Below are 15,644 nucleotides of genomic sequence, written 5' to 3' on the forward strand. Positions count from 1 at the left end.
AGAAGAAGTGGTTCACAGTATATCTCGTAATTCAAATGAGGCTTTGACTCGCTTGAAGAAGCGGTTTGCTCCTTGAAATAGTTTGACATCTGGTTATTAGAAATGGTACAATATTCTCGATTCATCTTGTTTCTAGCGGTTTGAATGTGGTATATAATATTTGAGGTCTTTTGTTTGTTCGCTAAATCCATTGTTACCTGTTCGTCTGTTCGGGATCGTTCAAAGCGTTTTTTAGGTATATATGAGTCTCTATATGTTCTTTAGCAAATACTTTTCACAACCAAACGCCTTATAGGGGGTGTGTGCAGTGGCAAAGAAACTCTTGAAATTAACCACATTGCTAGCTATTCTTCTCCTCGTGTTCATGCTGACTGGTTGTCCCAAACCACCGGCAGAATACACGTTGACTATTGAGAAGACTGGCAATGGAACCGTTACTGCCGATCCTGCACCCAATACAAGCGGCAAATACACAGCGGGAACAGATGTAACGCTGACCGCTGAAGCCGATGCAGGATGGCAATTTGTTAAGTGGGTAGTCGGTGAAACAGAGGAAACAGAAAATCTTTTAGTAGTCAAGATGGACGCCGACAAAACTGTTAAAGCGGTCTTTGAGGAAGTAGCTGGCGTGCAATTTACCCTGACGGTAGCTAAAGCTGGAGATGGCGATGGTACCGTTACTCCGGAAGAGGGAACCTATGAGTATGACGAAGGGAAAGAAGTGACGCTAATCGCTGAAGCTGACGAGAACAGCGTCTTTGACAAATGGGTTGTTGACAATGTCGAGTATGAAGACGCTACAGTAGTCGCAACAATGACGAAAGACATTGACGCAACTGCTTACTTCGATCTCAAACCCGGTGTTTTGCCTGAGATCATTCTTGAGTGGACATTGGGAGATCTCATGGTTCTTGGAGCACCTTGTACTGCGCCTGAAGATGGTCTTGGCTTTCAGTACCTGGTAGGCGACTCTGACAGCTCTTTGACGGAAGCGTCCTGGAGCATAGTAAAAGGTGAGGAAGTCGTTTACGGGCCTATAGCAATTCCTTCTTCAAGATTCTACAATTCTTGGACTGGCGCTATTACTGCAGCAATGCTTGGTGCGGATCCAGTTGGTGGAATCTATTCGCTGACGATGACTGCAACGAAGACCGGTGGAATCTCTAAGACTGAGAAAATCGATTTCTATGTCCACACTGATGAAGCGGTAATTGACGGGGTCGATTTCGCCGGTGACATAGTCTTGTTTGAAGGAACAGCTATCTTGACCGGTGACGAGGCTACTCTTGAAGCAACGATAACTCTTGACTCAAAAGTAAGAGTTAGAATCTATGCTTATGAAGGTGTGTGGGATTGTGAAAGTGCTGATAATGCCCTTCTTTACGATGGATTCTTAACTAGAGAAGCTTCGTCAACTGAGAAAGAGACGTTTGAGCTTGATCTCACTAAGCTCAAGTCTGGTGTAGGTTACGATAAGCTAAGAATTGTTGTCTACAACGAAATCTGTGGGACGATGCCATGTAACTACTGCCCAGACGATGAAAAAGACATCGAGTTAGTTTTTGACAAAACAGTCACGCTGGACTGTGAACTTTGTACTTGTGCGCCTTGTACTCCGTGCTGGAATGGTGAGTTTAACCCTGGTGTGAGAATAATGAATTTGCTGTTCAAAGACAGCGATTTCTTTGATGTCTCTGCTACAATAAACGGGGAGACTATTCCTGCAACCCTTATTGAAGCTCCGGTTGAAGACGGAGATGATCTGGTAATAAGAGCAATTATTCGCGAGGAAGACTTCCCAGAGCTTGCTGGTGATGCTCTTCTAATATGGACTGTAACCACGGTAACAGGTCAGAGTGTTGAAGTAGAATGTGACGAGGACTTTGACTTCATAACACCTGAAGTTGATATCCTTCTTGAATGTGACTGCGATGCAACTACTACTGTAGTTCCGATCCGGTTCACCGATGGGGCCGGTCTGAAGGATGCCAATGTTTGGTTTTATGAATCGGTTCCTGGATTAATCAAGAAAGTCACGTTTGATGCAACACCGACGGGTCAATCGACGACCACATTCACTTCTGACACTTCTGACTTCGATGAAGGATGGGAGTTCCCCGCGACTGGTACGATATACGAGGTAAATGCGACCATTGAACTTGATCCTGCCAAGATCGTAAGCCCGACGCTCGGCGGCAGCTACACTGTCTATGCATATGCAGAGGACACATCATGCAACGTAAGCGATGAGGCAAGCGAAACCTGTGCGATAGACTTCGTGGCTCCGACGATAACGTACTTTGGTCTTGATTGCGTTGGAACTGATTGCGATCTGTGTAAAGCAACAGAGACAGCTCTTGTTTGGCACATAAGAGATGTCAACTTTGACTATGCAGAGATAAGTGTAAACTACGGAAATCTCTGTTCTGATGGTCAGTGTGGCAACACATTTGTAACCGAATCCACGGACGGAACTGTACTCTGGGAATTCCCGTTTGCGGATTGTAGAGAGATAACCGCCACAATCAAAGCAGTAGATGACTGTGAGAACGAGAGTTCTAAGACCATTAAGTTCGACGTTGACAACGTGCCTCCAGAACTCGATCTCGAATGGTGCGTCGAACCTGAAACATGTGACGCGACGTTTGCAAGATTTAGCTGGACGATGGACGATCCTTGCACTCCTACTGTTTACTTCGACACGTGGATTCCGATTGGACAGCTTGACTATGTAGTCATGGAGAATGGCGAGGAAGTGTTGTATCCTTATACACCTGATGGAACGACCACACAGAGTGGAATAATTCAGTGGAGCTGGGAAGACTGTGTCTTTGATTGTACAGAACTGACGATTTTCGCAGAGGCTGTAGATTTCAGATGCGAGAACTCCACAGAAGCGAGTTTGACAACATTGAAGATTGACAAACTGCTTCCTGGAGCGTTCTTGTATGTTAATGGTGAAGAAGCTGATGAAGTAGATGAAATCTACGGAGATCCGCTGAGTGATCCAAGCTGCGATGCAACTTGCGTGTGGGTAAACTGGGTAGTATTCGAAAACTGTCTGGAATCGATTGAAATCTGGTCGAACTATCCTTCAGTATGCGAGACGGGAGGAACGGGTGAGTATCTCGAGGATGAATATCTGCTTTTCTCCTACCCCGGTATGTCTGTAAATACTGAAAGCGGATGGGGATTTGATGCTATGTGTTACGAAAATGCCGGCCTGATAGACATGGATAGTCAAATTACTTATACAAAGGATGAGGATGATGATCAACCAGTCAAGGCCTATTGGGGATCGATAAAGGTCTGTCTGCCCTCCAATCTCGACTGCGAAGATTTCGTAGCAACTATCACAGCAGTGCAGACATGCAAGCCTGACATCGATGATCCAATGACCTACACTCGTGTTGTTGACGATTTTGCTCTTATCGACAGAAAGGCTCCAGAGATTCTCACGTTCGATTGGTTGACCGTTCCGACCGCTTGCGCTACGGAAGCAACCGCCACCATTGAAGTGTACGATGGCTCTTTCGTGGGATTCATCGGGACGGTTTCCGCTACCATCACAACTGAATTCGTGTACAAAAATGGAACGGTAACTCAGCCAACTGAAACGCCAATTACTCTGTATGTTGACGATGAGACCGGAATCGCAACGAATACTCACTTGATTGAATTTGAGAATGTTAACTGTGCGACACTGGTGGCCACGCTAACTGTTGGTGATGTTTGTTGTGAAGGTGTAGATCCGAATCTGTCTGATGAGAGACTTGAGATCGACATCGACAACGTCAAGCCTAAAGTCAATAGCTTCTACTTTGTTTCGGAGAGCGGAACAAGTACTGCACTGATCGGGCCGTTGACTGGAGACGGTACTATCACAGTATCTACAGATGGAGCTTCTATTACGGCATGTGCTACTGACTTCGTTTACCTTTACTGGGATGCGGACGATATTTATATTACAGATGGGGCTACTGGCTGCTATGCAGGTGTGGAGATCCTTATGGAGCAGGGCGATGGAACAGTAGATGTATTTGAGTCCCCCGCAGCGACTGGAACAGTTAAGTGGGAGTTTGGCGAAGTTGCAGGTGATACATTGCTGGCAACGATTACAGCACAGCAGGCAAACGGGTGCCTGGAAAGCGATCCTGCGACAGTAAGCGCTTACGTGAGCAATGTTGGGCCGCAGTTTGTTGCGCTCCGCTTCCAAGTTCCTTACGATCCGCCACTCGCTCCTCCAGTTCTTGGTACCATTTGGGTTGACTTCAACGTCCCAATTGACACTTCAGAAGCAACCGCCAACATCTGGAGATGGGACGATACCAGCACAAAATGGATGCTTGAGACGTATGTTCATGGAGATCTATGGAAATGGGCTGAAGGCATCACTGGTGACGATAATGTAGACTTGAAGAGAGCGCAGCTAGTGAGCACAAGTGCTTCCCCAACCGGTTATCCCATAGTTCTTGATGGGCTTTACAAGCTGGAGCTTTACTCGATTAAGTCTGTAGATGGGGCTTGTGAGGGAATATACATCGATCCGCTTGTGCGAGAAGGTACTGGACGAAGTACAGCTCCTGAGTTTTGATTAATTGAATCTTGCTCTAGACGAATGGAGACCCTCCTTAGCGAGGGTCTCCATTTTGTATGGTATTGGAATTGAGCGGAGCTTTGACAATGTGCCGGCTAGGAAGATACGGTATTTTAAAAAGACATTTTTTAGGTTTCGCTTGAATATAATCAAGAGTTCGGAGGCGTCAAGAGAGCCTATCTGCATTCAGAAGTACCATATAATTGACTGTCTTTAATCCTTAAGATGGGGGGCTCGGGGCTTGAATTCAAAGTCATTTTGTCTAATGGTATTGTGTGTTGTTTCATTAGTATTGTCAGGATGCTTTGGGGGTTTTTTGGCACCGCTGAATCTCGAGATTCCTGATCAAAGAATACTTGCGGGTGAAACTTTACTCTTGAACCTCAAGCAGTTTGTCGATTGTAAAGACAGCGACGATCTTGTTTTCCGAATTGTCTCTGGAGTCGGCATTATCGACGAAGATGTTTACAGTTATCTCCCCGCTTTGGATGAGAACGGGCTGTACGAAGTTCAGATATCCGTGAATGACAGCAAAGATAGAGAATCGAGTTGCATTTTCGAGATCGTAGTTGACCTCATTTCTTGCGAGATCACTTTGAACGCTTCACCCCTTGAAGGCGGAGTTATATCTGGAGGAGGGATCTTTCAATACGGAGACATGGGTACGGTTCAGGCAACTCCAAGTCAAGGATACAGTTTCTCGGGATGGTATGAGGGAAACGACTGTTTGGCTTCGACGACTACGTTCACCTTCTTTGTAGAAAGAGACGCGACATTAGTGGCTTGCTTCTTTGAGGAGAAATATCACGTCAGTAGAGAAGTAAATGAAAATGGGAGTATTGAAATATCTCCCGATAAAGAAACATACTCTTTTGGAGAGAAGATTGTATTGACAGCCCATCCCTCTTATGGCTGGGAGTTTTCGGAATGGGTGGTTGATGGTAATCGCTTTACCGATGAATCGATCGCAGTAGTAGTGGACGGTGACAAATCATTATGTGCATCATTTGAACGAGAAGTGTTTGCTCTAAACATCTCGATAAGTGGAAATGGTAGCGTCTCCTGTTCACCTGCCTCTTCCGGTTGTGTATATGAGTATGAGACGCTTGTAGAGATTGTGTCTGTACCATCCGCAGGATGGGAATTTGAGATTTGGCAAGGAGATCTAGACGGATTAGATAATCCGGGAAAAATTATCATGGACTCGGAGAAACACGTGACAGCTGTTTTCGTCAAAAGGGAGTATCTGGTCGAGGTTACTGCGGACCCACCTGCTGGGGGAGTAGTCGAAGGTGGTGGTTGTTATTTTAGTGGAAGCGAAGTTGAGATTGTGGCGGTTCCAAATTCCGGATATCGGTTCAAGGAGTGGAGCGAGAATGGTGCAACGTTCTCCAGAGAAAACAAGATAAATTTAATAGTATCGCGTAATTTCGAGCTTACTGCGCATTTTGAGGTGGATAATGCCGTTCCTGTCGTCGAAAAGCTCAATGGTCCCGAAGGAAAGGTTGAGAAAAGCAAGGTAAGGTTTGTGTGGAATGGAACTAACCCCGATGGATATATTGAAAGATATGAGTACAGAGAGGATGGAGGAGACTGGATAGACATTGGCACCAAGACTTATTTCAACTGGAGCGGGTACTCGGAGGGCCCGCACACCTTTGAAGTAAGAGCCCGGGACAATCAAGGCGCTTATTCCGAGACGGTAGGCTGGAGTTTCGTTTACGTTCCTGCTTATATTGAACAAGGGGCATTCAAAGTAGCAAACTCATGGGGAACTGGCGGGTGGGAAAGCATTCCTGATGGGTTCATATTCATTACGTATGAAGCTATGAAGCAGAATGAAGTTCTTTGTTTTGTTTTGGATCCCAGAGACAACTATGAGCCCAGGGCGATTGCTGTCTTCGAAATCTCGCATCCACTGAGAGAAGAATGCAAGATCTGGGTAGGAGTAGGTGATCCAGCTAATCCGTTGAAACTCAAGAGCTTCGATGATTTCTATTATCGTGGTGGTGGTTGGCCGTATCCAGCCAACAAGATGGTCATTGATATCACCGAGTTGCTGCCATTCGATGAGAACACAGTTTTTCTCAAAGTCTTTGATGGAGGTTCAATGTCTACCGGAGTTATAAGTCATTTCTCCGTCGAGGTATATGACAACTATCCTTCTGGATCTCCTGTTCAGGTATTCTCTGCTGTCGAGACTCCAAAGGATACTATGAACGGTTCGTATGTTAGCGTAAGCATCAACGATGTCTCGGTCTCATCTACAAGCATTGGCTCTTCCTTTGCATCTTCAGGACTCTCGACTTCTCTTCTTTTGAAAATGAAGGAGACGCTTGGGATCTATGAAGAAGGTGTCGACTACAACGAGATAATAGAAGGACATGGAACAGGTTTGAGGCCTCCATCGGAAGAAGAATGGCGAGCGATCGAGAGTTCTTGGCATGAAATTGAGGGCTTCTCACCTCAAGATGGACTGCCTTATTCAGTTGACCATTCAGGCTCGGTGTACTTTCCACCTATAGGAAATCAAGGAAGCGAAGGTTCTTGTGTCGCCTTCTCTTTGGGCTACTATACATCGACATTCTATGAGGCCCGTGACAGAAACTGGAATCTCTCTGGGGCTGCCTGGGAGGGGGGCTTCTATGGGGCTCCTTCAGACTCATATCAAGACAGAATATTCAGCCCTGATTTTGTCTATCACCAGATAAATGGAGGTAGAGACACGGGCTGTTCATATGTTGATGCGATAAATCTCATCGCTAGACTTGGAATATGTAGCTGGAGAAGGATGCCATACAGTGTAAGCGATCACACCTCATGGCCATTAGAGAATGCCTGGAGGGAGGCACCAAGGTACAGAAGCCGCAATGAGACTGTGGGAGTGATTTCTGTCGAGGATGATCAGGATATCAATGCCCTCAAGTCATACATTAGCTCGGGTTATTTGATCTCGATTTCAATAGATGCCAGCAAGTATGCTTATCTGACGGCAAACGATGTGTGGAACACGAAAAACTATACGAACCCAAACACAAATCACGCAAATACTATCGTGGGATATGACGACACTTTTGACGGCACCGAGTAGAACTCCGACAAATCAATCTGTCTGGGGATAATTTGTGAGTGTTTTAGTTCATTCCAGAATATTTCAGGAACTGCGGAAACCAATTGCTGTGATTATTTGGAACCTGAGAATAGATGAGTTTTCCAGGTAACAATCTGGTAGTATCAGTTCATATCACAGGGCTTCGTTCCGGGTTTTAAGATTGCTGGTTTTTTGGGCGATTACTTGAGTGTGATTCTACACAGAACCTGACAGCCTAAAAGAACCCATCAATACATTTAGCAGGCAGATACAATCTTCTCAAATCCTATTCCGTACAAATCCGAAGGTCATTGTGAGTATAATCACAAACATGGTATAATTTTTTAAAGTCCCTCAAGGAGTGATGCTCATGCTTGACCGGAAGTCCCTTAAAAGTGTTTACCCAATCTTCTTTGTCCTGATTTTGATTGCGTTTTCTTCGTGCAGTGGCTCGAAACCGCCTGAGATTGTCATTCCTGATCAGAGCGTGAGACAGTATCAATTGCTTCAAGTTGATCTTTCAAGCTTTGTTTCAGACAGCGAGAGCGACCTCCTATTTTCCCTGCAGGAAGGTCCGGGAAGAATTGTGGGATCAGTCTATGAGCTTGTGCCCGAATCAGATCTGTCTGGTCGTGCTCGGGTTTCACTTCTGATAAGAGACAATAAAGGTAATGACTTCAGCTCGGCTTTCTTCGTGAACATTTCTGAAGGGCAGCTTCCTGACAATTCAAAAGCAAGACTGGATTTCGTTGTTCCTCAACAGTATGTCGAAGTGGGGGATGTTATTAGATTGGGCCTCCCTGGATTTAGATTGGCGTCTGATGATCTGGAGTTTGAGATTATTGAAGCTAATGCTTCTCTGAATGCGTTTGTAGAGGACGGAGTACTTACTCTTAAGCCGTCAGACGACGCTGTCGGGGAGGATGCTTTGCTAATAAGGGCATCTGATGGCGAGGATTCAGTCGAATTCAAAGTACCCTATTTTGTTAGAAGAAGAAATCTTTCCCCAACTCTCAGTATAGGTGATCAGTCTGTTGTCGAGGGGGACTCTGTGAGGGTTGATCTTTCCCAGTTTGCAAGGGATCCGGATGGTGAGATCGTGAAATATGAGGTCCTCGGCGGGCCGGGAACGGTTAGCGACGAAGGTATATACATACTGACCGCTCCTCACGGATCGAGCGGAACGCATACAGTAACAGTAGAGGTAGAGGATGACAGGGGAGGTCTCGGTCGCGGATCGTTCAGAGTGCACGTAATGCCTGCAGACTCATCTGAGAGGAGGACGCTCATCGTAGGGGGCGAGGAAGCCCTGTACACTTCGATTCAGGCTGCGATTGATCAGGCAAGGGACGGCGACGTCGTGCTAGTCATGCCAGGTGAATACTGTGAAAATCTAATTCTGGACAGGGCAATAGAGCTCAGAGGATCATCCCGAGACAGTGTCATACTGAGAGGTCAAAATCAGAATGCTCCTGTAATAATGGTCAGGACGGGGAATGGGTTCATGATTTCTGGAATGACTGTTGAAAGCAACTTAACCACGATTCAGGTTTCGAGAATCACCGGGACAATAGTTGACTGTCATGTTGTGGGCGGTCGCTTTGCTGTTTCATATAGCAGTATTGACAATTCTACTCTAATAGTAAAGAATTGCTCATTCTCCTCTCTGCCTGATGCTGAAGGGGAAATAAACTCTCGATTGACTGGTCTTTATGCTTACGGCAGCGGGACCGTAAGAATTGAGGGGTGTGATTTTATCAGGTCGGGTACGGGTATATATATTACAAATGACGTCAAATACGAGATTGTCGAAAGTGTCTTCAGGGAGAACAGAATAGCTGTTTCTGTTGCCGGCAATACTAACGGGTATATTTCCAATAATAAGTTCACAGGGAATGCTGAAAATGGTCTGCTTATTAGTTCGGTTGGAGTCACTGAAGTGAGTAACAATATGTTCTATGAAAATGTTATTCACGGACTCGACCTATATTTGAGTATGTGCACGGACTGTGGTTGTGGTGGGAAGGTATTCAAGGGCACTGTAACTGGTGGGGGAAATGTTTTTGATAGCACGGAAGGAATCTGCCCGCAGAGCCATACGTGGCCTGAGAATTTCTACGTGGTTGATGAGCTTCTAGGAAGGTCTGCAACAGAGATGAATCTGGGGTCGGATTGAATTGTCTAAGATCGCGTTTGGCAGAAGGCTAGCAATCCTTGCAGTCTTGACGTTTCTCTCAGCCAACTGTGTGGGAGCGATCGAGATAGACTTTTTCGGCGTTGCGACATGTCAGGAATGTTTTGAAGCTGAAATGATGATCGAGAGCCTTAAGTATGAAGTAGAGGATGAGGTTATTCTAAACAAGTTCATGCTTAGCGAGGCAGAGAATCAGGAGCTCAAGCTGAAGTACGCGAAGGTGTACGGGGTATCTGAAAGTGAACTCGATCTTTACCCAATGATATTCATTGGAAAAGATGCCTTTACCCCGTCAAATACCACTCCTGACAGTGTGCTGGAAAGTATGATCAACTACTCTCAGGAAGAGCGAGAAACAAAACTTCGGGAGATAGAGGCCCTAGGTGATGATGTCACCCACAGGCTGAACGATAGATACGAGCAGTTCAGCCTCTTCGTCGTTCTCGGGGCCGGTCTGATTGACGGAATAAATCCGTGTGCGTTTGTTGTTCTCATTTTCCTTGTCTCCTATCTTTATTACGTTGGAAGAGGGAGAAACGAGATTCTAATTGCGGGAATATTCTTTGCCGTGGGGATCTTTGCGGCCTATCTCGCCATGGGAACCGGTCTTCTGGGAGCTGTGGGATACGTCGAGAGCATTTCCAAGGTGTTCCAGCTAATCTTCTATCCCGCTATGGCGATCTTCACAGGGCTACTCGCTGTACTTTCGGTCGTTGATTTCTACAGGATGAGATACAGGAACAAGAAGGCGATCCTTGAGCTTACACCTGGTTTGAAAAAGAAGACGCACGAGATTATTAGAAAGAACGCGAGGGCGAAGACCATATGGATCGCATCGCTCGTAACTGGAATTCTCGTTTCTTTTGTAGAGTTCATGTGCACCGGTCAGGTTTACCTTCCCACGATCGTCTATATCATAAACAGCTCCGGCGTAACTGGAAGGGCGCTGGGATTCCTTGTTGCTTACAATCTAGGCTTCACAGTTCCGATAATTGCAATCACGCTGATAGCTTACTTCAGCTCGTCGACGAAGAAGATTCAGGAGTTCATGACGTCCACGCAGGCCGCAGCGAAGATAAAACTGCTAATGGGAGCTCTGTTCACAGTTTTCTTCGTAATAATGCTAAATATCACCCTGAAGACATTTAGTCTGATATGATCTAGATAACCATACGGATCCCGTATAGATTGAAGAGATTCTGATCTCAAGCGTTGGTAAGCATTAGATCTTTTTCGTAAGCAGAACAGATTGTCTACACTTCTCGCGAAGATTCAGCTATGAAAAAACAAGGGGCATTTTGCCCCTTGTTCAAAATGATCATGATCGATTCCTTAGCAGAAACCTACCGATTGTATTATTCGTCGTCCTCTTCGTCGTCAGAGACATCTTCAAGGTCCTCTAAAGAAGTATCGTTTTCCTCGCTGGAAACTTCAACGGCTTCTTCTTCGGTAGTCACTTTCTTCGATTCGATTGCAGCCGCTTCGAGGCCCTCGCGACCCTCGAGGATTGCGTCTGCCATCGTATGCACTATTAGCTGGATCGCTCTTATAGCATCGTCGTTTCCCGGGATAATAAAATCGATGACATCCGGGTCACAGTTGGTATCAGCGATTCCGATTACTTTTATTCCCAGTTTGTTTGCTTCCGCGACGGCGATCTCTTCCTGTTTCGGATCAACGATGAAGATAACGTCGGGAAGCTTCTGCATTTCCTTGACACCGCTGAGGTTTTTTCTCAGTTTGTCGAGTCTCTTGTTTATCATGCTCTGCTCTTTCTTAGGCAGGGCAGAAAGCTTTCCAGACTCTTCCATTTCTTCGAAGTTCTTCAGAGCTTCGATTCTTTTCTTTATCGTGGTGAAGTTCGTTAAAAGACCACCGAGCCAGCGGTTGTTTACGTAGAAAGAGTCGCATCTCTTGGCTTCTTCCTCGACGATCTGCTGAGCCTGTCTTTTCGTACCTACGAACAAGAAGGTAGCCCCTTCCTGAGCGGAGTTTCTGACGAAGTCGTAGGCCTCTTCGATGAGCTTCAAGGTCTTCTGTAAGTCTACGATGTAGATACCCTTTCTTTCACCGTAAATATAGGGTTTCATCTTGGGGTTCCATCTTCTCGTCCTATGTCCGAAGTGAACTCCGGCCTCGAGAAGCTGCTTCATTGATACTACCGACACAAATACACCTCCGTTTTGGTTTTCCTCCGGCTTCGCCATCGATCGACCCCCGCAATGAGGGCACCGGGACCGAATGCGATTATTGCCGTGTGTTATCCTCGTCTTTGACGAGATCTCTGTATGTGTACCTCTTTGCGTTCAACCATAGGTCCTCGAGAGAATAGAACTCTCTTCCCTTCTTACTGAAAATGTGGACGATGAAATAACCACCGTCAATCACCATCCAGTTGTAACCCTTACCTTTATCGTAGTAGATAATCTCTACGGCTTCCCTTTCAATGTATTGCAGTATCGCCTCCCGTAGCGAGTCCATATGAGGGTCGGAATTTGCCGTAGTCACCACGAAATAATCTGCAAGGTTTGACACCTTCGAGACATCAAGTATTACTATGTCTTCTCCAAGTTTTTCGTCAATTATCTCAGCAATTTCCTTAACTACTTTATCCAAGATTGATTCCCCCATTATAGACACGTTCTCAGTTCTCCGTTGACCGTCCGCCTAATTCACAAAATTCTCAAGCCCACTTCACTGATCATGAATAGACACTTGCCCACGAACGAATAGCCGAACTTCCTTACTACTCCTGAAGGTCCCTTTGATCGAACAAACGACGAGTATCCACAGAGGAAGCACTTTCTGAAGATCACACTCCCCCGGTTCAAGCAGGACTCAGTAGATTTCTTTCGCTTTCATTCCAGAGTAGTAGCTTCAACTCATATGTTTCATACAATGCCTGTTTCATCTATCATGTTACACTAATCGTCAGATTTAACTCTATTCAACTGTGACGCTCTTTGCTAGATTTCTAGGTTTGTCGGGATCAAGTCCCTTCTTGACGGCGACATAGTATGCAAAGAGCTGTAGATAGGGTGACATAACGAGCGGATAAATTGGATCCAGAACTCGCGGTACCTCTATTCGGCTGTTTACCGACTTTGCTACTTCCTTGTCATTCTCGGAGCACAGAGCCAGTACCTTTGCGTCTCTGGCCCGTGTCTCCATGATATTTGAAATCATCTTCGATTTCAGTTCGTCTTCGGGGACAATTGCAAAGACCGGGAAGTCTTTGTCAAGCAACGCAATCGGCCCATGTTTCAGTTCTCCGGCCTGATAACCGCTGGCGTGAATATAGCTTATCTCTTTGAGCTTCAAAGCTCCTTCAAGAGCGGATGCGTAGCTATATCCTCTACCTATGTACATGAAATGCTTATAATCCGAGTGTTCGGCCGCCAATCTCTTACACTGCTCGTCTGCTGTTGGGAGAGTATTTTCGAATACGGTGGGCATTCCTTCCAGCTCGTTTACGATCTTCGGGATGTCGAACCCGCTTCTACCGGCAATGTCGGCAATGGCCGCTCCCAGGAGAAGCAAGACCGCCAGCTGGGCAACATAAGTCTTAGTCGCAGCAACACCTATCTCGGGACCGGCATTTATGTAGATTACCGCATCGCTTTCTCTTGAGATAGTTGACCCAACGACATTTGTAAGTGAAATGATCTTTGTTCCAAGCTTCTTTGCTTTCCTAATGCCCTCAAGAGTGTCTGCCGTCTCTCCGGATTGTGAAATCGCGACCACGAGATCGCTAAACCCTTCCTGCAATCTTCTGTATCGAAATTCTGAAGCGACTTCAACCTCTGCTCTTATTTCTGTATAGTCCTGGAGGAATCTTTGAAAGACCAACCCGGCGTGAAAACTCGTACCACATGCAAGAATAGTGAGCGATCTGGCCTTCTCTATTTCTTCTCTTAAATGCTCGATCTCATTGAAGTTCGGCACGCCACCCCGTATCCTGCCCATCAGGGCATTCCTCAAAGTCTGGGGCTCTTCGAATATCTCCTTAAGCATGAAGTGCTCGTAACCGCTCTTTTCCGCAGAGTCTTCACTCCAGGTTATCCTGGTGGAGGGTTTTCTGACGCTCGTTCCGTCCATTCTGGATATGCTTATGCCTTCCGGGCGAATAACCACGAACTCTCCATCATCGACGAAGTATACATCTCTTATATACCTCAATAAAGGTGTGACATCTGAGGCGAGAAACCCGCTCTCCCCGGTAGATCCTACAACGAGAGGACTGCCCTTTCTTGCTGCGACAATTACGTCGGGATGATCCTGATGAACTACGCCGATAGCGTAGGCACCTTCAAGATCCAGCAGAGCATGTCTGACTGCGGAAATTATATCTCCCGAATAGTGTTCTTCGATGAGATGGGCGATAGTCTCTGTGTCAGTCACAGATTTGAAGATATGACCCTTTTTCTCGAGATCGAGACGAAGAACATCGTAGTTCTCGATAATCCCGTTGTGCACAACTGCAATCTTTCCGGTGCAATCCGTATGAGGGTGCGCATTGAAATCGGAGGGGCCTCCGTGAGTCGCCCATCTGGTGTGGGCAATTCCCTGAACTACACTCGAGTCGAGATCGTCCCCAAGAAGCTTCTCGAGGGAGGAAATCATCCCAACGGCCTTCATAACCCGGAGACCATCACGACTGTTAACTGCGACGCCGGCAGAATCATAACCCCTGTATTCGAGCTTTTTCAAGGCATCGACAAGCTTCCTTATAGTAAGGTCTTTCCCTACCATCCCGACTATTCCGCACAAATCACTTTCCCCCGAGTTTCTCTTCTAGCTTTTTTATCAAGTCGCCTTTCACTCCCTGGTAGGCGACTCTGATTGCATTCTTTATTGCAAGGGCGTTTGAATTTCCATGAGCCTTGACAACCGCTCCCTTGACTCCGAGAATGAATGCCCCGCCATATTCGCTGGGATCCATCGTTTTTTTCAGTCTTCCGAGCGCACGTTTGAGAAAGAGAGCACCTATAATTCCATAAAGACCACTTTTCTTGATCTCTTTCTTAAGCGTGGCGGAAATCAACTTGCCCGTTCCTTCCATAGTCTTCATCGCGATATTGCCGTCAAACCCGCTGCAAACTACGACATCAACGTCTCCATAATTGATGTCGCGGCCTTCGACGTTTCCCGCAAAAGAGTCGCCCAGATCATTCTTGAGATAATCAAAGGCAAGTTTCGTGAGTTCCGTTCCCTTCTCCTGCTCTTCTCCGACATTGAGCAGCCCTACCTTCGGTTTTTCTCTCCCCAGGAGTTTCGCGTACTCATAACCCATAGTGCCGAAATCCCTCAAGTGTTCTGCCCTCGCCTCGGCATTTGCTCCCGCATCGATCAGTATGGTGAAGCCATTCTTGGAAGGAACAAGAACCGCAATTGCTCCACGATCGACACCCTTGATTCTGCCCACGACAAAGAGCGCCGCTGCAAGCACTCCACCGGTGTTACCTGCAGATACCAGAGCATCGGCATTCGCATCTTTTACTTGAATAGCTGCCTTGTATAGAGAAGTCTCTTTTTTCCTCAGCAAAAGAGAAGGTTTCTCCGACATTGGAAAAACCTCTCTGGCATCTACTATTGAAATTCTTGAGGTCTCAGGAGATTCTTTTATCAGAGGTTTGAGATCCTCTTCTCTGCCTACCAGTAATATTTCGAGATCCTGAAACTCCTTCAAAGCAAGAAAGGCACCGTCTACGTTGACCTGAGGAGCATTATCTCCACCAAAGGCATCGAGGGCAATTCTTATG

Annotated in this window: 8 protein-coding genes; 4 read left to right on the forward strand and 4 right to left on the reverse strand. The window is 46.2% G+C overall.

Annotated features, from left to right (window positions below):
• The first annotated feature begins 307 nt into the window (after positions 1-307).
• The 4 genes from Y696_RS01400 (at position 308) to Y696_RS01415 (ending at position 11,041) form a co-directional block, all read left to right on the forward strand.
• Positions 308-4,594: an InlB B-repeat-containing protein gene (locus tag Y696_RS01400; protein ID WP_121509647.1), complete on the forward strand. Its 4,287-nt coding sequence runs from the start codon at positions 308-310 to the stop codon at positions 4,592-4,594.
• Between the two features lie 319 nt (positions 4,595-4,913).
• Positions 4,914-7,688 (forward strand): InlB B-repeat-containing protein, encoded by a 2,775-nt coding sequence (locus Y696_RS01405; RefSeq protein ID WP_183084170.1) that lies wholly within the window; start codon positions 4,914-4,916, stop codon positions 7,686-7,688.
• Between the two features lie 370 nt (positions 7,689-8,058).
• A complete protein-coding gene (locus tag Y696_RS01410; protein ID WP_183084171.1) occupies positions 8,059-9,864 on the forward strand; it encodes a right-handed parallel beta-helix repeat-containing protein in 1,806 nt (601 codons plus the stop codon).
• Between the two features lies 1 nt (position 9,865).
• Positions 9,866-11,041 carry a cytochrome c biogenesis CcdA family protein gene (locus Y696_RS01415; RefSeq protein WP_121509650.1) on the forward strand — a complete coding sequence of 392 codons (1,176 nt, stop codon included), beginning with the start codon at positions 9,866-9,868 and terminating at the stop codon, positions 11,039-11,041.
• A 196-nt stretch (positions 11,042-11,237) separates the two neighbouring features.
• Here the strand turns inward: Y696_RS01415 and rpsB are convergent, their stop codons facing one another.
• The 4 genes from rpsB to plsX form a co-directional block, all read right to left on the reverse strand.
• Entirely contained in the window at positions 11,238-12,050 is an 813-nt protein-coding gene (gene rpsB, locus Y696_RS01420) for a 30S ribosomal protein S2 (protein ID WP_121509773.1), read from the reverse strand.
• A gap of 79 nt (positions 12,051-12,129) precedes the next feature.
• A complete protein-coding gene (gene rsfS / locus Y696_RS01425) occupies positions 12,130-12,498 on the reverse strand; it encodes a ribosome silencing factor (RefSeq protein ID WP_259459540.1) in 369 nt (122 codons plus the stop codon).
• Between the two features lie 327 nt (positions 12,499-12,825).
• On the reverse strand, positions 12,826-14,652 hold the full coding sequence (gene glmS / locus Y696_RS01430; RefSeq protein WP_121509652.1) for a glutamine--fructose-6-phosphate transaminase (isomerizing): 1,827 nt from the start codon (positions 14,650-14,652) through the stop codon (positions 12,826-12,828).
• 1 nt (position 14,653) lies between these two features.
• Entirely contained in the window at positions 14,654-15,643 is a 990-nt protein-coding gene (gene plsX, locus Y696_RS01435) for a phosphate acyltransferase PlsX (RefSeq protein WP_183084173.1), read from the reverse strand.
• Position 15,644: the final 1 nt, after the last annotated feature.

The sequence above is a fragment of the Mesotoga sp. H07pep.5.4 genome (genome assembly GCF_003664935.1).
Lineage (GTDB): Bacteria > Thermotogota > Thermotogae > Petrotogales > Kosmotogaceae > Mesotoga > Mesotoga prima.

Coding starts and splice junctions, on each gene's coding strand:
- Y696_RS01410 (WP_183084171.1), top strand. CDS start 8,059: ATGCTTGACCGGAAGTCCCTTAAAAGTGTTTACCCAATCTTCTTTGTC.